The sequence below is a fragment of the Streptomyces sp. NPDC004327 genome (assembly GCF_042873935.1).
Classification (GTDB): Bacteria; Actinomycetota; Actinomycetes; order Streptomycetales; family Streptomycetaceae; genus Streptomyces.
The window spans coordinates 1-24,852 of the sequence record NZ_JBIAME010000011.1 but is presented as its reverse complement, the minus strand read 5'-3'; the positions used below and the strand labels follow the sequence as shown (position 1 = coordinate 24,852).

The 24,852-nt window shown below is 70.4% G+C and carries 22 protein-coding genes; 11 read left to right on the top strand and 11 right to left on the bottom strand.

What is annotated here, in order from left to right; all coding sequences use genetic code 11:
* Positions 1–7 precede the first annotated feature (7 nt).
* Together ACFYU9_RS31870 and ACFYU9_RS31865 are read left to right on the top strand one after the other, a co-directional pair.
* Entirely contained in the window at positions 8–337 is a 330-nt protein-coding gene (locus ACFYU9_RS31870) for a hypothetical protein (protein ID WP_389209130.1), read from the top strand.
* A 17-nt stretch (positions 338–354) separates the two neighbouring features.
* A complete protein-coding gene (locus tag ACFYU9_RS31865) occupies positions 355–663 on the top strand; it encodes a WXG100 family type VII secretion target (protein ID WP_389209132.1) in 309 nt (102 codons plus the stop codon).
* A gap of 73 nt (positions 664–736) precedes the next feature.
* Here ACFYU9_RS31865 and ACFYU9_RS31860 read toward each other — a convergent pair whose 3' ends face one another.
* From ACFYU9_RS31860 to eccCa, 9 genes are all read right to left on the bottom strand, one after another.
* A complete protein-coding gene (locus ACFYU9_RS31860) occupies positions 737–970 on the bottom strand; it encodes a DUF397 domain-containing protein (protein WP_389209133.1) in 234 nt (77 codons plus the stop codon).
* A 197-nt stretch (positions 971–1,167) separates the two neighbouring features.
* A complete protein-coding gene (locus ACFYU9_RS31855) occupies positions 1,168–2,154 on the bottom strand; it encodes a hypothetical protein (RefSeq protein ID WP_389347094.1) in 987 nt (328 codons plus the stop codon).
* A gap of 27 nt (positions 2,155–2,181) precedes the next feature.
* Positions 2,182–4,449 carry a hypothetical protein gene (locus tag ACFYU9_RS31850; protein ID WP_389347092.1) on the bottom strand — a complete coding sequence of 756 codons (2,268 nt, stop codon included), beginning with the start codon at positions 4,447–4,449 and terminating at the stop codon, positions 2,182–2,184.
* Between the two features lie 61 nt (positions 4,450–4,510).
* On the bottom strand, positions 4,511–4,957 hold the full coding sequence (locus ACFYU9_RS31845) for a hypothetical protein (protein ID WP_389209139.1): 447 nt from the start codon (positions 4,955–4,957) through the stop codon (positions 4,511–4,513).
* 345 nt (positions 4,958–5,302) lie between these two features.
* Positions 5,303–5,815: a hypothetical protein gene (locus tag ACFYU9_RS31840; protein ID WP_389347090.1), complete on the bottom strand. Its 513-nt coding sequence runs from the start codon at positions 5,813–5,815 to the stop codon at positions 5,303–5,305.
* A gap of 2 nt (positions 5,816–5,817) precedes the next feature.
* Positions 5,818–6,315, bottom strand: coding sequence for a hypothetical protein (locus ACFYU9_RS31835; RefSeq protein WP_389347088.1), 498 nt, complete (start codon positions 6,313–6,315; stop codon positions 5,818–5,820).
* A 29-nt stretch (positions 6,316–6,344) separates the two neighbouring features.
* On the bottom strand, positions 6,345–7,661 hold the full coding sequence (locus ACFYU9_RS31830; RefSeq protein ID WP_389209145.1) for a hypothetical protein: 1,317 nt from the start codon (positions 7,659–7,661) through the stop codon (positions 6,345–6,347).
* Positions 7,662–7,690: 29 nt separating this feature from the next.
* On the bottom strand, positions 7,691–8,164 hold the full coding sequence (locus ACFYU9_RS31825; RefSeq protein WP_389209147.1) for a hypothetical protein: 474 nt from the start codon (positions 8,162–8,164) through the stop codon (positions 7,691–7,693).
* A gap of 448 nt (positions 8,165–8,612) precedes the next feature.
* A complete protein-coding gene (eccCa, locus tag ACFYU9_RS31820) occupies positions 8,613–12,566 on the bottom strand; it encodes a type VII secretion protein EccCa (RefSeq protein WP_389347086.1) in 3,954 nt (1,317 codons plus the stop codon).
* 171 nt (positions 12,567–12,737) lie between these two features.
* Between eccCa and eccD the strand changes: the two genes are divergently transcribed.
* The 6 genes from eccD (at position 12,738) to ACFYU9_RS31790 (ending at position 19,838) form a co-directional block, all read left to right on the top strand.
* Positions 12,738–14,213: a type VII secretion integral membrane protein EccD gene (gene eccD, locus ACFYU9_RS31815; RefSeq protein ID WP_389209151.1), complete on the top strand. Its 1,476-nt coding sequence runs from the start codon at positions 12,738–12,740 to the stop codon at positions 14,211–14,213.
* Between the two features lie 237 nt (positions 14,214–14,450).
* Entirely contained in the window at positions 14,451–14,741 is a 291-nt protein-coding gene (gene rpsO, locus ACFYU9_RS31810) for a 30S ribosomal protein S15 (protein WP_389209153.1), read from the top strand.
* 271 nt (positions 14,742–15,012) lie between these two features.
* Positions 15,013–17,223 carry a polyribonucleotide nucleotidyltransferase gene (locus tag ACFYU9_RS31805; RefSeq protein WP_389209155.1) on the top strand — a complete coding sequence of 737 codons (2,211 nt, stop codon included), beginning with the start codon at positions 15,013–15,015 and terminating at the stop codon, positions 17,221–17,223.
* A complete protein-coding gene (locus tag ACFYU9_RS31800; protein ID WP_389209157.1) occupies positions 17,220–18,599 on the top strand; it encodes a M16 family metallopeptidase in 1,380 nt (459 codons plus the stop codon). Before ACFYU9_RS31805 ends, ACFYU9_RS31800 begins: the two co-directional genes overlap by 4 nt.
* Positions 18,600–18,639: 40 nt before the next feature.
* Positions 18,640–19,392 carry a 4-hydroxy-tetrahydrodipicolinate reductase gene (gene dapB, locus ACFYU9_RS31795; RefSeq protein ID WP_389209159.1) on the top strand — a complete coding sequence of 251 codons (753 nt, stop codon included), beginning with the start codon at positions 18,640–18,642 and terminating at the stop codon, positions 19,390–19,392.
* A 5-nt stretch (positions 19,393–19,397) separates the two neighbouring features.
* Entirely contained in the window at positions 19,398–19,838 is a 441-nt protein-coding gene (locus ACFYU9_RS31790) for a hypothetical protein (protein ID WP_389209161.1), read from the top strand.
* A gap of 70 nt (positions 19,839–19,908) precedes the next feature.
* On the opposite strand, the gene ACFYU9_RS31785 is transcribed toward ACFYU9_RS31790, so the two are convergent.
* Positions 19,909–20,490 carry a hypothetical protein gene (locus ACFYU9_RS31785; RefSeq protein WP_389347084.1) on the bottom strand — a complete coding sequence of 194 codons (582 nt, stop codon included), beginning with the start codon at positions 20,488–20,490 and terminating at the stop codon, positions 19,909–19,911.
* A gap of 53 nt (positions 20,491–20,543) precedes the next feature.
* A complete protein-coding gene (locus tag ACFYU9_RS31780) occupies positions 20,544–20,783 on the bottom strand; it encodes a hypothetical protein (protein ID WP_389209165.1) in 240 nt (79 codons plus the stop codon).
* A gap of 165 nt (positions 20,784–20,948) precedes the next feature.
* Here ACFYU9_RS31780 and thyX point away from each other — a divergent pair, with 165 nt between their 5' ends.
* The 3 genes from thyX (at position 20,949) to ACFYU9_RS31765 (ending at position 24,576) form a co-directional block, all read left to right on the top strand.
* Complete coding sequence (gene thyX / locus ACFYU9_RS31775) at positions 20,949–21,689, top strand: FAD-dependent thymidylate synthase (RefSeq protein WP_389209167.1); 741 nt, start codon at positions 20,949–20,951, stop codon at positions 21,687–21,689.
* Between the two features lie 191 nt (positions 21,690–21,880).
* On the top strand, positions 21,881–22,780 hold the full coding sequence (dapA, locus tag ACFYU9_RS31770; protein WP_389347082.1) for a 4-hydroxy-tetrahydrodipicolinate synthase: 900 nt from the start codon (positions 21,881–21,883) through the stop codon (positions 22,778–22,780).
* Positions 22,781–22,890: 110 nt separating this feature from the next.
* Positions 22,891–24,576 (top strand): ribonuclease J, encoded by a 1,686-nt coding sequence (locus tag ACFYU9_RS31765; protein WP_389209171.1) that lies wholly within the window; start codon positions 22,891–22,893, stop codon positions 24,574–24,576.
* Positions 24,577–24,852 lie beyond the last annotated feature (276 nt).

Here is a 24,852-nt window from a genome sequence, read left to right as displayed (position 1 = left end):
GCATCACATGAGCACTCCCGCAGGTGGGTTCGGACTCGCAGACGATCCGATCGTCAAGGCGAAGAACACGATCACGCAGACCGGTGAAGCGGTCACCAAGCAGGCGCGTGAGCTCGCCAACATCCTGGAGACCTGCAGCGCCGGCTGGACCGGTGTCGGCGCGGCCGGCTTCAAGCAGGCCCAGACCCTCGTCAACGAGGACCACGACACCATCCGTCGCCTGCTGAACGTGCTGCTCCACGCCGTCGGCGAGACGAAGAACCTCAGCAACGCCAACGACGACGACGTGCGTGCCACGTTCGCCGCCGTCAACCACTCCGCGCTCAACAACATCTGACGAACAGGGGGAACAGCATGTCTGTCGACAGCGCCGGCACCAAGGTCAAGTACGAGAGCGTCCAGGAGATGGCGAACCGTATCCGTACGGTCTCGCAGCACATCATCAAGGACCTCCAGGACATGGACACCGCTCTGCGGGTCGTCACCGACACGTGGGACGGTGACGCGCACCGGGAGTACGAGATCCTCCAGGGCAAGTACAAGAAGCGTGCCGAGGACATGAAGGACCGCCTGGAGAAGGTGGCCCAGATCATCGAGCAGGGCAAGGACAACTACCGCGCCACGGACGTCAAGGCGTCGCGCCTGTTCACCGAGGCGTTCTGACCGGTCGCGTACGCACGAGCAGAGGGCCCGCTCCATCCCGGAGCGGGCCCTCTGCTCGTAGCCGCGCGGCGCCTCACATGAGGTCGAACTCGCCGTCCTTCGCGCCCAGTACGAACGCGTCCCACTCCGCCTTCGTGTAGCGCAGCACGGTGTCGTGGTCGAGCGACGAGCGCATCGCGATGCCTCCGCCCGGCAGGTGCGCGATCTCCACCCGCTCCTCGTCAGGGCTCGTGCCGGGGGCGCCCTGCCACTCGACACCGCTGATGTCGAGCGCGTACAGCTCGTCCTTCTCCTGCTGAGTGCCCATCTGGCTCTGCTCCTTCGTGCGTCGGCGCCGCAACATCGTTGCACGTCAATGATGGGTGGCCGGGCCCTCGCCTGTCAGCAGGATCCTCCGGAATCACCGCCGCCTACGCGCTCGGCGAACCGGCCTCCGGATCGCCTCACCCGTACGGCTTTCCGCGTTCCGGGGCGCCGGGGTGCTCCCGGGCGCGGGCGCGGGCGTCAGGAGGAAGTGGCCTCCCGCCGGCCCGAGTCCTGGCTCTTGCGCACCCGGTCCAGCAGGTCCTCCTGAACGGCCTGATCGGTCTTCCGTGTCCGGGTCCACGTCCGTGTCATGTCGACGGCCTGGGTACCGAGCCGCTCGGGACGCCTGTCCTCGGGAGTGGCCCGGAGGTCGCGCAGCCAGATCGAGACGAGGCCGGCGGCCTGGCCGTTCCGGGAACCGCCGGGCATGGTCGGTTCGTCGAGGAGCCCGTCGACGACCGCGGTCCGCCAGGTGCGGGACTCGTCGTCCTGCTGAGACCGCGTGACGAGATCGGCGACGCCGTCGAGTACGCCGAGCGCCCGCGCGCCCTCGGTCGCGGGCACGGTCAGGGCGTAGCCCGTGGCATCGGCGGGGACCGCGGCCAGCCGTCCGGCCGCGGACCGGGTCTCCGCCGACCGCAGCAACGCGTAGGCACGGGGGTCCTGCGCGATGGCGCGCAGTTCTCTTTCGAGCGTCCTGGTGAGGACGGCGAGGTGAGCGGTACCGTCCGATTCCCAGGGAGGGATGCCGGGGGCGGCATGGGTGATGTGGTCACCGCCGTGGCCACCGAGCATGGCGTGCAGGTCGGGCGCGTAGTCGACCAGGGCGGTGGCGAGCGGGCGGCGCAGGGCGGGATCGACGCGGAGCGTCCCGGTGCCTTCCGGGTCGAGGGCGACGAGGACGTCCTTGAGGGCCTGGGCCTGGGCCCTCGTGTGGATCCCGGGCTCGCGTCCCGCGGTCGCCTCCACGAGGACGTCCCCGAAGGCGGAGCAACTCATGCCGGGTCGCACGGCCGCGCCCAGGGACTTCCGTACGCGCTCGTCCCCGGCCAGTCCGTTGCACGGGCGGGTCGTGTCGCGGGCGGACAGCAGCCATGCGCCGACACCGCCCAGTACGGCCAGACACACTCCGAGCACGACGAGCGTCCTCGCCGCCGGTGTCCGCCCACGGGATTGCTGTCGCATGGCTCGCCGTCCGCCTCTCGACTCGCGTCAGTTGCTGGTGTCAGTGAGGTACTTCTGTGCCTGGTTGGCCCCCCGGTCGTGGCCGTCGAGGATCGCGTCCTTCAGGCCGGCGCGGGCGTCCGCGTTGACGTCGTTGCGGCCGTCCGCCCAGGAGTCGACCATGAGCTGCATCTGGTTGCTGGCGTTGAGGTAGTGGTCGGCGATGGCGGCGTTGGCCGTCGCGTCGGCCTGGGCCTTGAGCCCGTTGCCGAACTGCCAGGCCCAGGTGTCGACACCGCGCTGGAGGGAGTCGCCGAAGGCGATGGAGATCCCGCCCGCCGTGGTGAAGTACAGAGGGGTCACCGCGCCGCCGATGACGTGATAGGCGATCTTGGACTCCCAGTCGGCCTTCGCGTACTTGCTCATCCGGTCGTCGTTGAGCACGTCCTCCCGGATGGAGCTGAGCGCGCCGAGTGCCGCACCCGCGTTGTGCAGCGGGTTGCTCTGGGAGAAGCCGGTGGCTCCGTTCGGGATCTTCTCCATCTCCAGGCTGATGTAACGGGACTCCGCCTTGTGCAGGTTCGCGTACGCCTCGGGATCGTCGGACAGCCCGCGCATGAACTGGACCAGGTCCTTCTGCGTCACGGCCATGTGCGTGTTGCCGTCCTTCTGGAAGAAGCCGTCGCCCGTCGCCGAGGTCACGTACCTGCTGTCCGACATGCCGCCCAGGATCGCGTGCGTGTCCTCGGTGTACGAGGCCAGGGCGCGCGACAGCGGCTCGCGCAGGTTCTGGTGCATCTTCTGGTCGGGACCGAGCCCGCCGATGAGGTCGTGCATGACGCGGGCCTGGGCCTCGGTGTGCGGCACCACGGGCCACGGGTCCTGGTTGGGACCGAGCGGCGCGTGCCCCGTCGTGGCCGCTTCGAGCGCGGCGCCGAGGCCGATCCGGCTGCTCGGATCGTCCATGGTGGTGGGCTGTATGCCCAGGATCGTGTTGCGGGGCCAGTCGCGGGTGCCGTGTCCGCTGCCGGTCAGATAGTGGAGATGATCGTTGGTGACCGTGTCGCCGGGGGTGCCGTTGCCCTTGGCGTCGAAGAAGGCCGTCGCGGCATCCGGGTTCTTGCTCATGACGCCGAGCAGCCCGTCGATGGCATCGGTCTCGACGCCGCCGTGCCCGCGGCCCCACTTGGTGAAGATCAACGGGTGCTGCTTCTCCGCGTCGATCAGGTCGTCACCGAGGTCGTACAGGAACTGGTCGTCGTACGGGGTGTTCGCGTGGTCCATGAGGCTGACGAACGACTGGTAGCCGTAGAGCGGGTTGCCCGTCTCGCTGTCGTCGCTCTTCACTCCGGCCTTCTGCAGACCATCGGTGAAGTCGCGGTAGAACCTGCCGTCGGGGCTGTCCAGCCACTGCTTGAACGCCTTGGAACCGGGAGGCGCGTCGGTGACCTTGCCCGGTACCTGCGTGGCGGTCGCCAGCGTGTTGGCGAGGCCCGTCTCCAGCGTCGTGTAGCGGTCCTTGTTCTTCTTGTCGGAGTCCAGCGCACTGTGGTTGAGCCGCTGCGAGAACTTGATCACGCCGTCGGGGCCGAGGCCGCCGACGAAGGTCTGGCTGAACTCCTTGTTGCCGGAGTTGTCGCGGAAGGCCCGGTCGAGCTCGGCGTAGTCGGCGGCGGACACCTTCTCGCCGCTGTTGATGCGGGTGGCGATGTCCTTGGCGTGCTCGGCCTCGTACACCTCGATGTCGCCCTTGGCGTCGGCGTTGAAGCCGTTGAGGAAGGTGTCGTCGCCCTTTCCCGTCCTGAAGCCGTCGACGACGACGGCGTCGAGGGCGATCTTGACGCCCTCGTCGGCGTCCGAGACGGCCTTCACGCGGTCGTCGAGGTGCTTCTGCCACTTGCCGACGGCTTCGCTGACCGTCTTCTGACCGTCGGGGTCGTGCCGGTAGGCGCTGCGGTCGGCCTCCGAGAGCCTGGCCCAGTCGAAGGTGACGATTCCCTGGTCCGACACGGTCATCCCGGCCTGGACGGCGTCGGCCTTGGTGGAGTCGAGATTCTTCTTCAGGGCGACGAACTGCGTGTGGGCGTCGCGCAGGAGGGACGCGATGGCCTTGGCCTGGGTCTGGGCGGCGGCGTACTCGTAGCGGGTGCCGGCGAAGTTGGTCTGGGCGAAATCGGCGCTGACGCCGAGCCAGTCCTGGCCCATGGAGATCTTCTGGACGGTGTCCTTGTAGCGGTCCTCGACCTTCTTGATCTCGCCCGCCATCGACTCCCACTTGTCCGCGGCGGTCGTCAGCGCCCCTAAGTCCGTGGTCATGATCTCTGCGTACGTCAGCATCCACTGCCCCCGTTGGTGTGGTTCCCCGTCATCGCCGGGCCTATATGCCGTCGATCTTGGACGTCGACACCGGCGCGAACTGCCCGCGGATGCCGAGGTCGTTGTGCGCGAAGAGCCCCGACGCGCCGCGCAGCGCGCTCTTCTCCGAGGACAGCCGCCCCATCAGCGTCTTGACCTGCCGGTCCCAGGTGTCCTGGACCTTCTTCAGGCCCGCGGCCGTCTGCCAGCCGTCGAACGTCTTGACGGCGCTGTCGGAGCTCTCGTCGGCCCAGTCCGTGGCCTTCTTCGTGTTCGGCTCCAGCTCGGTCTCGATCGTGCCGGCCGCCGCCTTCTTCTGCTCGGGCGTCGAAGCGAGATCCGGCCCGCCGATCCCTCCCGGGCCGGCCGGCCCCGACGGGTCGTCGGGTACGTGGTCGAGCCGCATGCCCGATTCCTGCCGCTGCGCCGCCTGAGCGCGCAGCGCGTTCCAATCCTCGTCGAACCCCAAGACGATCTCCCCGTCCCCGGCCCGTTCAGGGCCGCGTCTGCGACAACCGCAGCGTCCGAGAGCTCACGCGAGGGGTCGGTCTCCCATGACCCCGGCACGGAACTTTGCCGGCGGCACGGTCCCCGCCGTCCGCCTCGGAGGTCATGGGTCCCACAGCCGGCCGGAACAGACGTCTGCGCTCTGCCTCTGCAGTCTCATACGCCGCACGCGCCACCGGGCTCCCTGTCAGAGAAATTGACGGGATCCTTACCGGGGGGAGGGGGAGGGGGAGGGGGAGGGCGAGGGGAAGGGGGAAGGCCTGCGTCAACGCGTGGGACGGGTCCGGGGGCGCAAACCCACCAGTCGTCAGAGCCTGACGAGCATGCCCCGCCAGGTCCAGCCCGCGCCGAGGACCGCCTTGCGCAGGGGATCCTTCAGCTGCTGCGTGTCGAAGGCGAAGTCCTCGACCAGGTGGCGGCGGCCGTCGGCGCCGCGCTCGATCGTCCACCGCTTGGACGTCGTGGTCACCTGGCCGCGGCTGTACTCGGCCGACGTGGCGATGCGGGGCGTGTCCCCGACCCAGCTGATCTCCAGCTGCTCGTCGAGTGCCCGCACCTCGTGCTTGCCGTCGACCAGACGCATCTTGATCTTGAGCGTGCGGTCCAGCTGGGACTTGAGAAAGAAGTTCCGCCAGGCAGGCTCCAGGATCCGCCATTCCGCCACGAGGTCGGCCTTCTCGGCGGGGCGGGCGTTGCGCACGACGTACGGCTTGTCCGCCCCGTTGATGGCGAGCAGTGCCTCGCGGACCTCCATGGCCGGCAGCGGTGCGACACCCCTGTCCGGGTGCTGGGTTCCGGTGAACCTGTCCAGCAGACCCATCGTCAGGCCTCCGTCCCTGTGTCCGGGCGCACGGTGCGCAGGAAGTCCTGGAAGTCTCCCAGGACGCTGTCGTGCTGGGCGGCGGTGGCGGTCAGGATCAGCCGGATCACCGCGCGCTTGTGCGGGTCGTTGACGTCCAGGAAGATCATGTAGACCTGGGACTGGACGAGGTCGCGGGGCACGCCGCCGACGACGGCCGACAGGGTCAGCCGCTGCGTCAGGCCCGGCGAGGACGCGGAGCCGATCGGGCGCCGGGCGACCAGGGCCGTGGACACCGCGGCGGCGCGCACGCGGTCCACCGACGCGTCGGCGAGGTCCTCGAGCGCCGTCCCGTCCGGCAGGAAGTCGCCGTCGATGGTGATGTTCGCGGTGAACCCGGCGTCCGGCCGCGGGTGCAGCGCGATGAAGGCCACGTCCGGGGCGCCGACCTCGTCCGGCGGGGCCGCCTGCCAGCCCTCCGGCAGGCTGAACTCGATCGGCAGGGGCAGTGTCGTCGGCATGTCGGGCCTTTCTTCCTCGGATACGTACATCAGTCGAACCAGCTGACGACTTCGTCCTTGACGGACCCGGCGGTGTCTCCGACCGCGTCGGCCGCGTCGCTGAACGCCTCGGTCACCTTGTGGGGGTCGACCGTGAACTCTCCGCCCACGGAGCCGCCGATCCCGAGGGCGACACCCACCTTGCCACCGACGTGCCACTTGCCGTCGTCGCCCTTGCCGAAGGTCACCTTGGCCTCGGCGCCCGCGCCGGTCCATCCCTCGGCGGTGCCGCCGGCGCCGATGCCGGCGAGCTCTCCGCCTCCGGCGACGCTCGCCTTCGCTCCGGCGAAGGCCTTCACGCCGGCGTTCAGGCCGTCCTTGCCCACTCCGGCGCTGGCCGAGGCCTCGCCGCCGGCAAAGGCCTCGCCGCGCCCGTAGGCGCCGACGTACCCGTACTCGGCCTTGCCTCCGATGAGTTCCCGGATGCCGGCGGATACTTCGGCCTTGCCGACGAGACCCTTGTCGGTGAAGCCGTAGTTCGCGGTGGCCCTGGCTCCTCCGTAGACGTCGTAGACGCCGGAGAGCTTGACCCCGCCCTTGGTCACCTCGCCGTCGGCGCTGAGGTGGAAGAGGTCGGCGTACGCCTTGACCGAGCCCTCCTTGCCGTTCTTGACGCCGCTGATGGTGAAGCCCGCGTCGGGGCCGGTCACCTTCAGGCCGTCGTCGGGCACCTTGGGATCGGACCCGTTGGCCTTCGCGTCCTGCGCGGCCTTCACGGCCTTCGTCAGGTCGGCCTCGGCGCCGGCGTTGAAGCCGTTGAACGTCTGGTCGGCGCCCTTGCCGAACGCGTCCTTGTTGCTGTCGACGACGGCGGCGTCGAGGGCGAGCTTGACGTTCTGGTCGAGCTCGGAGACGGCCTTCACCCGGTCGTCGATGTGCTGCTGCCACTTGGTCGTGGCCTCGCTGATCGACTTCTGGCCGTCGGGGTCGTGGTGGTAGGCGCTGCGCTCGGCGGGGGTGAGCTTCGACCAGTCGAAGGTGACGCGCCCCTGCTCGGAGACGGCCATGCCGGCGGCGATCGCGTCGTCGCGCGCGCTCTCCAGCTTCTTCTTGAGATCGGTGAACTTCTCGTGCGCGTCGCGCAGCAGGCCCGCGATCGCCTTGGCCTGGATCTGCGCGGCCGAGTACTCGTACCGGGTCGCGGCGAAGCCCGCGCTGGCGGACCCGGCGGCGACGCCGGACCAGTTGTCGCCCATGGTGATCTTCTGGACGGACTCGCCGTAACGGGTCTCGACCTTCTTCAGCTCACCCGCCATCGACTCCCACTTGGCGGCGGCCGTCGTCAGCAGGCCCAGGTCGGTGGTCATGATCTCGTGATAGTTCAGCACCGCAGCCCCTACAGACCGTTCAACTTCGACTGCGACAGGAACTGGTTGCCCGTCCCGGTGTCGTTGCGCACGAACAGGCCCGAGGCCCCGCGCAGCGCGCCCTTCTCGGCGTCCAGGCGGCCCATCAGGTTCTTTACCTGCTGGTCCCAGGTGTCCGCCACCTTCTTCAGGCCCGCGGCCGTGTCCCAGCCGTCGAAGCCCTTCTGGGCGCTGCTGGTGGCTTCGTCCGCGTGCTCCGCGGCCTTCTTCGTGTTCGGCTGCAGCTCGTTCTCGATCGTGTTCGCCGCGGCCTTCTTGTCGGCCGGCGTCGACGCGAAGTCGTTGGGCCCCTTGCCCGGGGCGAACGGCCCGTACACGGGCGGAGCCGGCGGCGTCGTACCCGACGGTTCCGGCGGCACGTGGTTCAACTGCATGCCGACCTGCCCGTCGGCACCGCCGCCCGAGCCTGATCGGGCCCACTCCTGACTGAAATCACCTGCCATGATCCGCCTCCCCGTTGGCAAGGACTCGATCATATGCACGGCTTCCACGGCCGGACCGACCAGCCCGGGCGCCTCCATAATTCCTGCACTTCACGCCCCGACAGGCCACGTCCCGCTCGTCTCGCAGCCGGCACGGGACGTGGAGATCCCCCGCCATGTCATCGGACGTTCCGGTGGCGCCGTTCAGCTCGTACGATCGCGAGCCCATCGCCATCGCGCCATTCTTCGCGCCCGCCGGCCGCGCCCAGCCGTACGCGACGGTCGCCCGGCCGTCACCGCGGAGCTGCCGTGCGCGCCGTCCGTGGAGCCGCCCGCGACGCCACGTCCGGCCCGGGCCACGACGTGCCGCTCCCGGCGAGCGGCTTCACCACACGTTCGCCCGGTCGCGGGGCGGGACGCCGCCGGCGCCGTTCCCCGGCGCCTCGCCCGCCCCGCCCCGCACCCCGCCTCACATCCGCGGCATCTGCCCCGTCTGCACCAGCGACGCCTGTCCCCGCCGTGACACGAACAGGCCGCGGCCCGCCGGCATCGGGCGCGGGCGGGCGTTGCCCAGCAGGTCGCCCTCCGACGGGTCGCCGGACAGGAGCACGCCCTGCGCGCCCAGTTCCTTGATGCGCTGCATGAACGCCTCGTACATCGAGCGCGAGGCGCCCGCGCTGTTGCGGGCGATGATGAAGCGGACGCCCGTGTCGCGCGCGAAGGGGAGGAACTCGGCGAGCGGGGCCAGCGGGTTGCCGGCGCTCGTCGCCACCAGGTCGTAGTCGTCGACGATGATGAAGACCTGCGGGCCCGACCACCAGCTGCGGTCGCGCAGCTGCTGCGGCGTCACGTCCTGCGGCGGCTGGCGCCGCGCGAAGACGCCCGACAGGGCCTCCATGTGCATCTGCATGGCGCTCGCCATCGGCGCGTACTCCAGGAGGTGCTCCTCCGGCAGACTGCCGAGCAGCGAACGCCGGTAGTCGCCGACGACGAGCTTGGCCTCGTCGGGGGAGTAGCGCTCGCCGATCTGCTTGGCGATGAGGCGCAGCAGGTTGGTCTTGCCGGACTCGCTCTCGCCGAAGATCAGGAAGAACGGGTCGGTGTCGAAGTTGACGAACACCGGTTCCAGGCGCGTCTCGTCGATGCCGATCGCGACGCCGTGCTGCGGGAACTCGAAGCCCTTCGGCAGCCGGTCGGCCGACAGCTTGTGCGGCAGGAGCCGTACGGGCGGGGTCGCCGGCCCGTGCCAGGCGGCGCGCACCGCCTCGACGAACGCCGCCGTGCCGTCCGCGAGGTCGCCCGCCGAGCTGGAGCCGTCGATGCGCGGCAGCGCGCCCATGAAGTGCAGCTTCTCCGGGACCTGGCCGCGCCCGGGCACGCCGGTCGGCACGTTCGCCGCGACCTTGCGGTCGAACTCGGAGTCCATGACGTCACCGAGCCGCAGCTCCAGGCGCCCGAGCATCTGGTCCTTGAGCGCGGCCCGCACCTCCATGTAGCGGGCGGCGGTGATGACGACGTGGATGCCGTAGCCGAGGCCGCGGGCGGCGATGTCCGCGACGGACGCCTCCAGGCCCTCGTACTCGGTCCTGAAGCCGCCCCAGCCGTCGATCACGAGGAAGACGTCGCCCCAGGCCTCGCCGGGCAGTTCGCCGGCGGCGCGCTTGCGCCGGTAGGTGGCGATGGAGTCGATGTTCTGCGAGCGGAAGAACTCCTCGCGCCGGTTGAGCACGCCGAGCACCTCGGCGACCGTGCGCCGCACCCGCTCCGGGTCGAGCCGGGACGCCACGCCGCCGACGTGCGGCAGACCCGCGATCGACGACAGGCCGCCGCCGCCGAAGTCCAGGCAGTAGAACTGCACCTCGGCCGGGGTGTGGGTGAGCGCGAACGACGAGACCAGCGCGCGCATCAGCGTCGACTTTCCGGACTGCGGACCGCCGACCACCATCATGTGGCCCGCCGCGCCGGAGAAGTCCCGGTACAGCACCTCGCGCCGCTGCTCGAACGGCTTGTCGATGAGGCCGAGCGGCACGGTGAGCCCGCCCGGCCGGGTGTACTCGGTGGCCGTGAGCCCGCGCTCCGCGGTCTGCGCGAGCCCCGGCAGCAGCTGGTCGAGCGACGGAGCCTGGTCGAGCGGCGGCAGCCACACCTGGTGGGCCGGCACGCCCTGCCCCTCCAGGCGGCGCACGATGACGTCGAGGACGGTGTCCGCGAGCGCCTCGTCCTCCTCGGACCGCTGCGCCGTCAGGTACGCCGGGTCCGGCGCCGCGTACACCACGGGCACCGGCGTCGCCGTGAACAGCGAGGGCCGCCGCTCGATCGCCATGCTCCCGGCCTCCAGGCGCGGCCCGCCGGTGCGGTACGTGCCGGAGACGTACGCCGCCTTGAAGCGCGTCATCTCGTCCGTACCGAACTTCAGATAGCCCGAACCCGGCACCGACGGCAGGTGGTACGCGTCCGGCACACCGATCGCCGTGCGCGACTCCGCCGCCGAGAAGGTCCGCAGACCGATCCGGTACGACAGGTACGTGTCGAGGCCGCGCAGCTTGCCCTCCTCCAGGCGCTGCGAGGCGAGCAGCAGGTGCACACCGAGCGAGCGGCCGATGCGGCCGATCTGGATGAACATGTCGATGAAGTCGGGCTTGGCCGTCAACAGCTCGCTGAACTCGTCGATGACCAGGACGAGTGAGGCCAGCGGCTCCAGCGGGGCGCCGGCCGCCCGCGCCTTCTCGTAGTCGTGGATGTTGGCGTAGTTGCCCGCCGAACGCAGCAGCTCCTGGCGCCGCTGCAGCTCGCCGCGGATCGCGTCGCCCATGCGGTCGACCAGCGTCAGGTCGTCGGCCAGGTTGGTGATGACGGCCGCCACGTGCGGCATCTGCGACATGCCCGCGAAGGTCGCGCCGCCCTTGAAGTCCGCGAGGACGAAGTTCAGCGTCTCCGAGGAGTGCGTCACCGCGAGGCCGAGCACCAGCGTGCGCAGCAGCTCCGACTTGCCGGAACCGGTCGCGCCCACGCACAGACCGTGCGGGCCCATGCCCTCCTGCGCGGCCTCCTTCAGGTCCAGCATGACCGGCCCGCCGTCCTCGCCGACACCGATCGGCACCCGAAGACGCTCCGCGACCGACCGCGGCCGCCAGGTGCGCGCCACGTCCACCGACGCCGCGTCGCCCAGGTTCAGCAGATCGGTGAAGTCCAGGTTGGCGAGCAGCGGTTCGTCGTCGTCGTCCCCGCCGCCCATCCGCAGCGGCGCGAGCTGCCGGGCCAGCGCCTCGGCGGCCTGCACCGACATGACGTCCGGCAGCCCCTCGTAGGCGAAGCCGCCGCCCGACTCCAGGCGCAGCCGCCCGGGCCGCACGATCACGGAGAGCCCGCCGCGCGGCTCGTCGAGCTCGCCGGACACCACCTCGACGATCGTCACGCCCTGCAGGCCCTCGGGCGCCGCGAACAGCGAGTCCGGCGGCACCATCCCGCCGTCGAGGACGACCACCACGTGCGGCTGGTCCAGGACCGGCTGGTTGTCCCGGCTGAACCGCGGCCGCCCGTCGAGCCGCGAGCGCAGCAGCTGCTCCAGCTCGCCCAGGTCGTCACCGAACAGCCGCTTCGTGCCGGCGCCGTCGACCGTGCCGGGCACCTGCGTGTGCGGCAGCCACTTCGTCCAGTCCCAGCGCTCCTGCGCGCCGCGCGCCGCCACCACGGCCACCATCAGGTCGTCGGGGGAGTGCAGCGTGACCAGTTGGGCCACCAGACCGCGCGCCGCGGACTGCGCCGCCTCCGGTTCGCCGGACACCGTCACGTGGTAGAAGGCCCGCAGCGACACCGCCATCGGCAGCCCGTCCAGCGTGCCGTGCACCGCCAGGAACTGCTGCATCGCGCCCGCGCACAGCGGCTCCAGCTCGTCCACCGGCGCCGTGTCCGGCGCCACCAGCGGCGTCGACAACTGCTGGGCGCCGAGCCCGATCCGGGCCTGCGCGAAGTCGTGGTCGCCGACCCGCCGCTCCCAGACCCGCGAGCCCTCCGCGACCACCGACCACAACTGCTCGGGCGCCGGGTGCAGATACAGCTGCGCGTCCCGCTGCTTGCGCGCCGTGCGCCGCACCGCGCGCCGCGTCTGGGCGAGGTATTTGAGGTAGTCCCGCCGCACATCGGCCATTTGCCCCTGCGCACCCCGGCGGAATCTGACGAACTGGGCGATCGCCATGCCGACCGTCGACGCCAGCATCAGCGTGCCCATGATCTTCATGATCGGGGACGGCGTCATGAAGAAGAACACCACCGACGAGCCCATGCCGAGCATCGGCAGCAGCTGCATCAGCGCGGACTCCTGCTGCCCCCGCGGCAGTTCCGGCGGGGACTCCAGGACCAGTTCCTCACTGGGGACTTCCGGAGGAAGGGACCTCGGCGGGCGTTTGACGACGATCTGGCTCACCGGCGCATCAATCCCTCGTTACGGGCGGGCTCGTGAGGGAGCTTCCGCGCCGGCGCCCCGTTCGCGACGGCCTCCCCCTGAGAGCAAAGGATCCTACTTGCAGCTGCTGACACAGGACCCCGGTAGGGTGACCCGCACCGTGCGCAACCGCGAATCAGGGGGTCCAGAAACGTGAGTACGACCGCAGCGACCGGCTTCTGCCGCGTCACCGTCGTGGCGCCGGACAGCCGCATCGACGTGGCACTCCCCGAGGACATCGCCGTCGCCGACGTCTACCCGGAGATCCTGCGGCTCACCGGACAGACCCAGCCGGCCGGCGCCCCCACCGGCTACCACCTGGTCCGCCGCGACGGCACCGTGCTCGACGGCGCCCGCACGCTCGCCGCCCAGCGGGTCCTCGACGGCGAGGTGCTCAGCCTGCGCCCGTTCGCCGAGTCGCTGCCGCCCGCCGTCTTCGACGACGTCTCCGACGCCGTCGCCTCCGCCGTCACCCGCGACCGCCACCTGTGGAGCGACGAGCTGCTGCGCGGCGCCGGACTCGTCGGCGGCGTGCTGCTGCTCGTCCTCATGGGCTTCGTGCTCTGGTTCGCCGACCCGGTCCGCCACGACATGCACAGCCTGCCCGGCGTCATCGCCGGCGCCGCCGGCGTGCTCCTCACCGCCTTCGCCGGCGTCCGCGCCCGGGTGTACGGCGACCGGGCCACCGCCGTAGCCCTCGGCCTCGGCGCGCTGCCGCTGCTGCTCATCGCCGGCTCCGGGATCATCGCCCCCGCCGCCGGCCAGGGCCCCGGCCGGCTCCAGTTCCTGCTCGGCTGCGTCACCGTCCTGGTCGCCGCCGTCACCCTCGTCGCGCTCACCCCGAGCGGCGACGCCCCCTTCGTCGCCGCGACCTTCCTGGCCACCGTCGGCACCCTCGCCACCTTCGCCGCGATCCTCACCGAGGCGTCGGCCACCGAGACCGCCGCCGTGTGCGTGCCCGCCGCCATCGGCCTGGTCGCCTTCCTGCCCGGCCTCTCGGCCCGCTTCGCCCGCCTCCCGATCGGCTACGCCTCCCCGCGCAGCGCCGCCGACGAGGACTTCGCGGCCGACCCGCACCAGCCGCTCCTCGGCGAGGCCCAGCCCGTCGACGCCGAGCGGATCGCGCTGCAGGCCCGCCGCGGCCACGAGATGCTCCTCGGCCTGGTCGGCGGCTGCGCGGCCGTCGTCGTCGGCTCCTGCGCGGTGCTCGGCTTCGCCGGGAACACGTGGGGCCAGCTGCTCGCCCTCGCCGCCGGCCTCGCGATGCTGCTGCGCGCCCGTCTCTTCCGCTACACCTCGCAGGTCGCCTGCGTCCTGGTGGCCGGCCTCGCCGCGATCGCCCTGCTGGTCCTCGGCCTCTCCCTGAACCCGCCGACCGACCTCGTCAAGGACCTCCTGATGTACGGGGACCGCGGCGGCCTCGACATCCGTACGATCTGGCTCACCGCGGCCGTCGCCGCCGGCGCCGCCCTGGTCACCGCGATCGGCCTGATCATCCCGAGGAAGGGCCTGTCCCCCTTCTGGGGGAGGCTGCTCGACCTCACCGAGGGCTTCGTCCTGCTCGCCCTGGTCCCGCTCTGCCTCGCCGTCCTCGACGTCTTCATGCGGGCCCGCTCCCTGACCGGCTGAGCCCCGCGCGGTCACCCCGGGTCGCCCCGGCCCGTCGCTCCGGGTCGCCTCAGCCGTCCTGAGGCGACCTGGTACGCTGTGTGACGGCCGTTTGTGTACGCGCTCCCGGAAACCGCCGGTCTTCCGACCGGCATCGGGGAGCAGCGCTCATCGGACCTTCGCTCGCGAGTCATGGAAGTTTCCCCTGAGACCAAGACCAGGGGCACTCGTGGGCGCACGAACCAAGAGGAGATCCGCGTGGCTCTCGACGCCGCCGTCAAGAAGCAGATCATGGCCGAGTTCGGCACCAAGGAGGGCGACACCGGCTCCCCCGAGGTCCAGGTCGCGATGCTGTCCCGCCGCATCTCGGACCTGACCGAGCACCTCAAGGCCCACAAGCACGACCACCACTCCCGTCGTGGTCTGCTCATCCTGGTCGGTCAGCGCCGCCGCCTGCTGCAGTACCTGGCCAAGAAGGACATCCAGCGCTTCCGTGCGCTGGTCGACCGCCTCGGCATCCGCCGCGGTGCGGCCGGCGGCGCCAAGTAAGACGCTGTGAAGGGAGCGGTTCCCACTTTCAGGGGGCCGCTCCCTTTGCTGTACGTGCGCGAAGGTGCCACCGGACCTTAGTCTGGTCGCACAACGCCACATCCACGCGCGAGAAGCAGCCGGCCCGCCGCCGGTCCTCGGTAGTGGCCCCCGGGCAGTGGTCCCGGAGGCTTCGATCGAAGACCGGCCCGCCATCAGAGCGCTTCTCCCGCACCGTTCCGGGCCACACGGGTCCGCGGACGCAAAGACGAAAACGTAGGAGAAACCGCTAGTGGAGAACGAGACCCACTACGCCGAGGCCGTCATCGACAACGGCGCCTTCGGCACCCGCACCATCCGCTTCGAGACGGGCCGCCTGGCCCGCCAGGCCGCCGGCTCCGCCGTCGCGTACCTGGACGACGACACGATGGTCCTCTCCGCGACCACCGCGTCGAAGAAGCCCAAGGACCAGCTCGACTTCTTCCCCCTGACGGTGGACGTCGAGGAGCGGATGTACGCAGCCGGCAAGATCCCCGGCTCCTTCTTCCGCCGTGAGGGCCGCCCCTCCGAGGACGCGATCCTCACCTGCCGTCTGATCGACCGCCCGCTGCGCCCGTCCTTCAAGAAGGGCCTGCGCAACGAGATCCAGGTCGTCGCCACGGTCATGGCGCTCAACCCCGACCACCTGTACGACGTCGTCGCGATCAACGCCGCGTCCGCGTCCACCCAGCTGGCCGGCCTGCCCTTCTCCGGCCCGATCGGCGGCGTCCGCGTCGCGCTGATCAAGGGCCAGTGGGTCGCCTTCCCGACGCACACCGAGCTCGAGGACGCCGTCTTCGACATGGTCGTCGCGGGTCGCACCCTCGAGGACGGCGACGTCGCGATCATGATGGTCGAGGCCGAGGCCACCGAGAAGACCATCGCCCTCGTCAAGGGCGGCGCCGAGGCGCCGACCGAGGAGATCGTCGCCGCGGGCCTCGAGGCCGCGAAGCCGTTCATCAAGGTCCTCTGCAAGGCCCAGGCCGACCTGGCCGCCAAGGCCGCCAAGCCCGAGGGCGAGTTCCCGGTCTTCCTGGACTACCAGGACGACGTGTACGAGGCCCTCGCGGCCGCCGTCAAGGGCGAGCTCTCCCAGGCGCTGACCATCGCGGGCAAGCAGGACCGCGAGGCCGAGCTGGACCGCGTCAAGGAGATCGCCGCCGAGAAGCTCCTCCCGGCCTTCGAAGGCCGCGAGAAGGAGATCTCCGCCGCGTACCGCAGCCTGACCAAGGCCCTGGTCCGCGAGCGCGTCATCAAGGACAAGGTCCGCATCGACGGCCGTGGCGTCACGGACATCCGTACGCTCGCCGCCGAGGTCGAGGCGATCCCGCGCGTGCACGGCTCCGCCCTGTTCGAGCGTGGCGAGACCCAGATCCTGGGCGTCACCACCCTCAACATGCTCCGCATGGAGCAGCAGCTGGACACCCTCTCCCCGGTGACCCGCAAGCGCTACATGCACAACTACAACTTCCCGCCGTACTCCGTCGGCGAGACCGGCCGCGTCGGCTCCCCGAAGCGCCGCGAGATCGGCCACGGCGCGCTCGCCGAGCGCGCGATCGTGCCGGTCCTGCCGACCCGCGAGGAGTTCCCCTACGCGATCCGTCAGGTGTCCGAGGCCCTCGGCTCCAACGGCTCGACGTCCATGGGCTCGGTCTGCGCCTCCACCATGTCGCTGCTGAACGCCGGTGTGCCGCTGAAGGCCCCCGTCGCCGGTATCGCCATGGGCCTGATCTCCCAGGAGATCGACGGCAAGACGCACTACGTCGCCCTCACCGACATCCTCGGTGCGGAGGACGCCTTCGGCGACATGGACTTCAAGGTCGCCGGTACGAAGGAGTTCGTCACCGCCCTCCAGCTCGACACCAAGCTGGACGGCATCCCGGCCTCCGTCCTGGCCGCGGCCCTCAAGCAGGCCCGCGACGCCCGCCTCCACATCCTCGACGTGATGATGGAAGCGATCGACACGCCGGACGAGATGTCCCCGAACGCCCCGCGGATCATCACCGTCAAGATCCCCGTGGACAAGATCGGTGAGGTCATCGGCCCCAAGGGCAAGATGATCAACCAGATCCAGGAGGACACCGGCGCCGAGATCACGATCGAGGACGACGGCACCATCTACATCGGTGCCGCCGACGGCCCGGCCGCCGAGGCCGCCCGCGCCACGATCAACGGCATCGCCAACCCGACCATGCCGGAGGTCGGCGAGCGCTACCTGGGTACGGTCGTCAAGACCACCACCTTCGGTGCCTTCGTCTCCCTCATGCCGGGCAAGGACGGCCTGCTGCACATCTCGCAGATCCGCAAGCTCGCCGGTGGCAAGCGCGTGGAGAACGTCGAGGACGTGCTCGCGGTCGGCGCCAAGGTCCAGGTCGAGATCGCCGAGATCGACCAGCGCGGCAAGCTCTCCCTCATCCCCGTGATCGAGGGCGAAGAGACCGAGAAGGACGCCTCGGACCAGTGACGTCCCGCAGTTCCGTGACGACGGCCCGCCCCTCCTCCGAGGGGCGGGCCGTCGCCCGTACCCAAACGCTTCTCCCGGGCAAGGACGGCATCGGCACGGTCCGGCGCACGACCCTCCCCGGCGGCCTCCGCATCGTCACCGAGACGCTGCCCTCGGTGCGCTCCGCCACCTTCGGCATCTGGGCGCACGTCGGCTCCCGCGACGAGACCCCGGCGCTCAACGGCGCCACCCACTACCTGGAGCACCTCCTCTTCAAGGGCACCCGCAAGCGGTCCGCCCTCGACATCTCCGCCGCGATCGACGCGGTCGGCGGCGAGATGAACGCCTTCACGGCGAAGGAGTACACCTGCTATTACGCGCGGGTCCTCGACACCGACCTGCCGCTGGCGATCGACGTCGTCTGCGACATGCTCACCGGCTCGCTCATCCTCGAAGAGGACGTGAACGTCGAGCGCGGCGCGATCCTCGAAGAGATCGCGATGACCGAGGACGACCCGGGCGACGTGGTCCACGACCTCTTCGCGCGGACGATGTTCGGCGACACCCCGCTGGGCCGCCCGGTCCTCGGCACCGTCGACACCGTCAGCGCCCTCGACCGGGGCCGGATCGCCCGCTTCTACAAGAAGCACTACGACCCGACCCACCTGGTCGTCGCCGCCGCGGGCAACGTCGACCACGCCACGGTGGTGCGCCAGGTCCGCCGCGCCTTCGAGAAGGCCGGCGCCCTCACCCGTACCGACGCCGTCCCCGTCGCCCCGCGCGACGGACACCGCACCATCAAGGCGGCCGGCCGGGTCGAGGTGCTCGGCCGCAAGACCGAGCAGGCCCACGTGGTCCTCGGCATGCCGGGCCTGGCCCGCAACGACGAGCGCCGCTGGGCGCTCGGCGTGCTGAACACCGCCCTCGGCGGCGGCATGTCCTCCCGCCTCTTCCAGGAGGTGCGGGAGAAGCGCGGCCTCGCCTACAGCGTGTACTCGTACACCTCCGGCTTCGCCGACTGCGGCCTGTTCGGCGTGTACGCCGGCTGCCGGCCCAGCCAGATCCACGACGTGCTGAAGATCTGCCGGGACGAGCTGGAGAAGGTCGCCGCCGACGGGCTCACCGACGAGGAGATCGCCCGCGCCGTCGGCCAGCTCTCCGGCTCCACCGTGCTGGGCCTGGAGGACACCGGCGCGCTGATGAACCGCATCGGCAAGAGCGAGCTGTGCTGGGGCACGCAGATGTCGGTCGACGACATGCTGTCCACCATCGCGGCCGTCACCCCCGACGAGGTGCGCGCGGTGGCCCGCGATGTACTGGACCAGCGGCCCTCGCTCTCGGTGATAGGTCCGCTGAAGGACAAGCAGGCGGACCGGCTCCACACCGTGGTCGCCTGAGCACCTCGTCAAGCACCCGTTCCCGCACCTAAGGAATCAGATGAGCAAGCTGCGCGTGGCGGTCCTCGGAGCCCAGGGCCGCATCGGCTCCGAGGCCGTCAGGGCCGTCGAGGCCGCCGAGGACATGGAACTGGTCGCGGCCCTCGGCCGCGGCGACAAGCTGGAGTCCCTCGTCGAGGCGGACGCCCAGGTCGCCGTCGAGCTGACCACTCCCGGCTCGGTCATGGGCAACCTCGACTTCTGCGTGCGCCACGGCATCCACGCGGTCGTCGGGACCACCGGCTGGACCGAGGAGCGCCTCGCGCAGCTGGGCGGCTGGCTCGACCAGTCGCCCCGGACGGGTGTGCTGATCGCCCCGAACTTCTCCATCGGCGCGGTCCTCACCATGAAGTTCGCGCAGATCGCGGCCCCGTACTTCGAGTCGGTCGAGGTCATCGAGCTGCACCACCCGAACAAGGTGGACGCCCCCTCCGGCACGGCCACCCGCACGGCCCAGCTGATCGGCGCCGCCCGCGCGGCGGCCGGCCTCGGCGACCAGCCGGACGCCACCGCTTCCGCCCTGGACGGCGCGCGCGGCGCGAACGTGGACGGCGTCCCGGTGCACTCCGTGCGCCTGCGGGGCCTGCTCGCCCACCAGGAGGTGCTGCTCGGCGGCGAGGGCGAGACCCTCACCGTGCGGCACGACTCGCTGCACCACTCCAGCTTCATGCCGGGCGTCCTCCTGGGCGCCCGCCGCGTCGTGACCACCCCGGGCCTCACCTTCGGCCTGGAAAACTTCCTGGACCTGGGCTGACGGTCATGGGTGGAAAGATCACGTACGTCTTCCTCGCCACCGTCCTCGTCCTCGTCTTCGGCGTGGTGGGGATGGAGGGCGTCCTCCTGCTGCTGACCGGCGAGCCGGCGGCCATGGGCATGGGCGCCATAGCGTTCGTCCTGCCGGTGGTCGGCGTCTGGTTCCTCTGGAAGAACACCAGCTTCGCGCGCCGGGCCAACCGGCTGGCCGAGGTCCTGGAGGCCGAGGGCGGCCTGCCCGTCGACGAGCTGAGGCGCACGGAGGGCGGCCGCATCGACCGCGACTCCGCCGACGAGGTCTTCGCCCGGCGCAAGGCCGAGACGGAGGACTCGCCGGACGACTGGCGCTGCTGGTTCCGCCTCGCGGTGGCCTACCGCGACGCCCGCGACACCCCGCGGGCCCGCCAGGCCATGCAGCGCGCGATCGCGCTGCACAAGGCCGGGTAAGCCGGTCGCACGGGCGTACGCCGGGGCACGCTGGGTCAGCGGGCTCCGGCGTACGCGGTGTTCTCCGGGGTCAGCGCGCTCCGGCGTACGCCGTGTTCTTCACCTGCTCGGTGTCCTCGCCGTACTCGGCGTTCCACGCCTCGACCGTGTCCGCCGCCCGGTCGAAGGCCTCGACGCGGGAGAGGAAGTCGGCGTTGTGGTCCGTGAGCAGCGGGGTCTGCTCGCCGCCGTGCCGGACGAGGACGAGGGCCTGACCCTGGACCGTGCGGGGGAGTCCCAGCCAGCGCACCGGCTGCTGGACGGTGCGCACGGCGGCGGTCTGCCGCCACGGCACGGTCCTCGTCCTCAGGAAGGAGACGTGCCGCAGGCCGGCCCGGCTCACCCAGACACCCATCCGGAGCAGTCGCAGCGCGCAGGCGATGATCAGCGCGGCGAACCCGAAGGTGAACAGGGCCCCGCCGACCGCGCCGGCGGCCGCGATGACGACGGCCGCGAGCAGGACGAACGAGGCCAGCAGCAGCGCGAGCGCCGCGATCCCCACCCGCCACGGCCCGGGCCGGTACGGCCGGCGCCACTGGTCGTGGTCGTCGAACGGCAGCGCGACGTCGTCGTCCGCGTCGAAACGGTCGGCCGTCAGAAAGGGCAGGGGCACGACGGGTCCTCACTCACAAGCACGTTCGGTGGGCTGTGCCCGGTGAGGCTACCTCAGCGGCCCTCGGATGCCTCGGAGTGCTGCCGCTGCCCGCCCGCGTCCGAGGAGTCCAGGGACGGCATGCCGAGGATCAGCGCACCCACCAGGCCGGCGACGACGGTCAGCCCCATCAGCGTACGGCCGAGGATCTGGCCCGGCCGGAGACGCTCCCGCGGCGGCGGAGTGACGTTACTGCGGAAGTGGTCGGACTCCGCGACGAACGCGAACGGAACGGCCTCTCGCCGGCGCAACATCAGGGCCACTCTCCTGGGATTCGGTGCTCGAAGGTGTCTGTCACCGGTACAGACGACCGAAACGGTGCCGAGGTGCCGTTTTTTCATCAAAGCGGCCGAATCTCATCCTCAGGGAGGACGTCGATAGAGTGGACGAGCCACACGCACTGACTGGAAGGACCGCCGGTGACCGACACCGCTGCAGAGAACGTCAAGATCGACCTACGGAGCGATGTCACCGTCGAGCTGGTCAAGAGCGCGGCGGCCGACTCCGACGTCCTCTGGGCGGCGCGGGTGTCCACGGCCGGCGAGCAGTCCCTGGACGAGCTCCAGAAGGACCCGGAGCGCTCCAAGGGCCTCATCAACTACCTGATGCGGGACCGCCACGGCAGCCCCTTCGAGCACAACTCGATGACCTTCTTCATCAGCGCCCCGATCTTCGTGTTCCGCGAGTTCATGCGGCACCGGGTGGGCTGGTCGTACAACGAGGAATCGGGCCGCTACAGGGAGCTGCAGCCGGTCTTCTACGTCCCCGACGCCTCCCGCAAGCTGGTCCAGGAGGGCCGCCCGGGCAAGTACGTCTTCGTCGAGGGCACCGAGGCGCAGCACGAGCTGACCGGCCGGGTCATGGAGGACTCGTACCGCCAGGCGTACGAGACGTACCAGGAGATGCTGGCCGCCGGCGTCGCCCGCGAGGTCGCCCGTTCGGTCCTCCCGGTGGGCCTGTACTCCTCGATGTACGCCACCTGCAACGCGCGCTCGCTGATGCACTTCCTCGGCCTGCGCACCCAGCACGAGCTCGCCGCCGTGCCGTCCTTCCCGCAGCGGGAGATCGAGATGGTCGGCGAGAAGATGGAGGAGCACTGGGCCCGGCTGATGCCGCTGACCCACGCCGCCTTCAACAAGAACGGCCGCGTGGCTCCGTAACACGTCCGCGGTAGGCACAAAAGTGCGAGCTTCCGGAGCGAAGTGTCCGTATTGCGGCGTTTCGTGAAGTTCATCTAGGCTGATCAAACGGACCCGGCACTGCTTGAACCCCCGAGCAGGCAGTGCCGGGCTCCCTTTATCGCGTCCCCCGAGGGGACACCCGGCGCTGAGCAGCGAGTAGCGTGTTACCCATGGCCCCGATCTCCACTCCGCAGACCCCCTTCGGGCGGGTCCTCACCGCCATGGTCACGCCCTTCACGGCGGACGGCGCACTCGACCTCGACGGCGCCCAGCGACTCGCCACCCACCTCGTGGACGCCGGCAACGACGGCCTGATCGTCAACGGCACCACCGGTGAGTCCCCGACCACCACCGACGCGGAGAAATCGCAGCTCGTACGGGCCGTACTGGAGGCGGTCGGCGACCGCGCCCACGTCGTCGCCGGCATCGGGACCAACGACACCCACCACACCCTCGAGCTCGCCCGCACCGCCGAACGCGACGGCGCGCACGGCCTGCTCGCCGTCACGCCGTACTACAACAAGCCCCCGCAGGAGGGCCTGTACCGGCACTTCTCGGCCATCGCCGACGCCACCGAGCTCCCGGTGATGCTCTACGACATCCCCGGCCGCAGCGGCGTCCCGATCGACACCGAGACCATCGTCCGGCTCGCCGAGCACCCCCGGATCGTCGCCAACAAGGACGCCAAGGGCGACCTCGGCCGCGCCAGCTGGGCCATCGCCCGGTCCGGCCTCGCCTGGTACTCCGGCGACGACATGCTCAACCTGCCGCTGCTCTCCGTGGGCGCCTGCGGCTTCGTCTCCGTCGTCGGCCACGTCGTCTCCCCCGAGCTGCGCGCCATGCTCGAGGCCTACCTGGCCGGCGACGTCCAGAAGGCCACCGAGATCCACCAGCGGCTGCTGCCGGTCTTCACCGGCATGTTCCGCACCCAGGGCGTCATGACCACCAAGGCCGCCCTCGCCCTCCAGGGGCTCCCGGCCGGCCCGCTGCGGCTGCCGCTCGTCGGGCTCTCCGAAGAGGAGACCGCCCAGCTCAAGGTCGACCTGGCCGCCGGCGGGGTACAGCTCTGACATCAGACTTCACAACTGAAGACCCGTAACTGAACACAACAGCAAGTGCACGAATGTCATGCGCGCCACGTGCCCGAGCGGTACGTGGCGCGCATGGTGAGGAGAGTCTTTTGAGCCATCCGCATCCCGAACTCGGCGCCCCGCCGAAGCTCCCCAAGGGCGGCCTTCGCGTCACCCCGCTCGGTGGGCTCGGTGAAATCGGCCGGAACATGACGGTCTTCGAGTACGACGGCCGCCTCCTGATCGTCGACTGCGGCGTCCTCTTCCCCGAGGAGGAGCAGCCGGGCGTCGACCTGATCCTGCCCGACTTCACCACCATCCAGGACCGCCTCGACGACGTCGTCGGCATCGTCCTGACCCACGGCCACGAGGACCACATCGGTGGTGTGCCGTACCTGCTCCGCATGAAGCAGGACATCCCGCTCATCGGCTCCAAGCTGACCCTCGCCCTCATCGAGGCCAAGCTCCAGGAGCACCGCATCCGCCCCTACACCCTTGAGGTGGCCGAGGGGCACCGCGAGCGGTTCGGCCCCTTCGACTGCGAGTTCATCGCCGTCAACCACTCCATCCCGGACGCCCTGGCCGTCGCCATCCGCACCCCCGCGGGCATGGCCGTCCACACCGGCGACTTCAAGATGGACCAGCTCCCGCTGGACAACCGCCTCACGGACCTGCACGCCTTCGCGCGGCTGAGTGAGGAGGGCATCGACCTCCTCCTCACCGACTCGACGAACGCCGAGGTCCCGGGCTTCACGGCACACGAGCGCGACATCTCCAACGTCCTGCGCAACGTGTTCGCGAACGCCCAGAAGCGCATCATCGTGGCCAGCTTCGCCAGCCACGTGCACCGCATCCAGCAGATCCTGGACGCCGCCCACGAGTACGGCCGCCGGGTCGCCTTCGTCGGCCGCTCCATGGTCCGCAACATGGGCATCGCGCGTGACCTGGGCTATCTGCGGGTCCCGGCCGGCCTCGTCGTCGACGTCAAGACGCTCGACGACCTGCCGGACGACGAGGTCGTGCTCGTCTGCACGGGCTCCCAGGGCGAGCCCATGGCCGCCCTGTCCCGGATGGCCAACCGCGACCACCAGATCCGGATCGTCCCCGGGGACACCGTGATCCTGGCGTCCTCGCTCATCCCCGGCAACGAGAACGCGGTCTACCGCGTGATCAACGGCCTGACCCGCTGGGGCGCCAACGTCGTCCACAAGGGCAACGCCAAGGTCCACGTCTCGGGCCACGCCTCGGCCGGCGAGCTGCTGTACTTCTACAACATCTGCAAGCCGAAGAACCTCATGCCGGTCCACGGCGAATGGCGCCACCTGCGCGCCAACGCCGAGCTCGGCGCGATGACGGGTATCCCCAAGGACCACATCGTCATCGCCGAGGACGGCGTCGTCGTCGACCTGGTCGACGGCCGCGCCCGCATCACCGGCAAGGTCCAGGCGGGTTACGTGTACGTGGACGGCCTCTCGGTCGGCGACGTCACCGAGGCCTCCCTGAAGGACCGCCGGATCCTCGGCGAGGAGGGCATCATCTCGGTCTACCTCGTCGTCGACTCGACGACCGGCAAGATCGTGGGCGGCCCGAACGTCCATGCCCGGGGCTCCGGCATCGAGGACTCCGCCTTCGACGCGGTGCTCCCGAAGATCGACCAGGCCCTGAACAAGTCCGCCCAGGACGGCGTGGTCGAGCCGCACCAGCTCCAGCAGCTGATCCGCCGCACGGTCGGCAAGTGGGTCTCCGACACCTACCGCCGCCGCCCGATGATCCTCCCGGTGGTCGTGGAGGTCTGACGGACCGTCGCCCGGCGACGGACGTACGGCGGGAGGGGGGCGCCTCGATTTGCATCGGGGCGCCCCCCTCCAGTACGTTTACGGCTCCGCCAGAGGGGAAGCCCCGGGCACCATCGAGTGCCTGGAGAGTGAAACCGAAGGGCGGGAAATCCGACTCAGAACTTCTGATAAAGTCGGAGAGCGCCGGAAGGCCCCGAAAGAAACGACGAAAGTCGAGAAAGCGGGACCGGAAAGCACCGAGGAAATCGGATCGGAAAGATCTGATAGAGTCGGAAA

Excerpts from the sequence above, each read along its gene's own strand:
- ACFYU9_RS31830 (WP_389209145.1), bottom strand. The coding sequence starts at position 7,661 with ATGACCACCGACCTGGGCCTGCTGACGACGGCCGCCGCCAAGTGGGAG.
- dapA (WP_389347082.1), top strand. The coding sequence starts at position 21,881 with ATGGCCCCGATCTCCACTCCGCAGACCCCCTTCGGGCGGGTCCTCACC.
- ACFYU9_RS31780 (WP_389209165.1), bottom strand. The coding sequence starts at position 20,783 with ATGTTGCGCCGGCGAGAGGCCGTTCCGTTCGCGTTCGTCGCGGAGTCC.
- dapB (WP_389209159.1), top strand. The coding sequence starts at position 18,640 with ATGAGCAAGCTGCGCGTGGCGGTCCTCGGAGCCCAGGGCCGCATCGGC.
- ACFYU9_RS31855 (WP_389347094.1), bottom strand. The coding sequence starts at position 2,154 with ATGCGACAGCAATCCCGTGGGCGGACACCGGCGGCGAGGACGCTCGTC.
- ACFYU9_RS31850 (WP_389347092.1), bottom strand. The coding sequence starts at position 4,449 with ATGACCACGGACTTAGGGGCGCTGACGACCGCCGCGGACAAGTGGGAG.
- ACFYU9_RS31840 (WP_389347090.1), bottom strand. The coding sequence starts at position 5,815 with ATGGGTCTGCTGGACAGGTTCACCGGAACCCAGCACCCGGACAGGGGT.
- ACFYU9_RS31860 (WP_389209133.1), bottom strand. The coding sequence starts at position 970 with ATGGGCACTCAGCAGGAGAAGGACGAGCTGTACGCGCTCGACATCAGC.
- ACFYU9_RS31870 (WP_389209130.1), top strand. The coding sequence starts at position 8 with ATGAGCACTCCCGCAGGTGGGTTCGGACTCGCAGACGATCCGATCGTC.
- ACFYU9_RS31835 (WP_389347088.1), bottom strand. The coding sequence starts at position 6,315 with ATGCCGACGACACTGCCCCTGCCGATCGAGTTCAGCCTGCCGGAGGGC.
- ACFYU9_RS31790 (WP_389209161.1), top strand. The coding sequence starts at position 19,398 with ATGGGTGGAAAGATCACGTACGTCTTCCTCGCCACCGTCCTCGTCCTC.
- ACFYU9_RS31825 (WP_389209147.1), bottom strand. The coding sequence starts at position 8,164 with ATGGCAGGTGATTTCAGTCAGGAGTGGGCCCGATCAGGCTCGGGCGGC.
- ACFYU9_RS31865 (WP_389209132.1), top strand. The coding sequence starts at position 355 with ATGTCTGTCGACAGCGCCGGCACCAAGGTCAAGTACGAGAGCGTCCAG.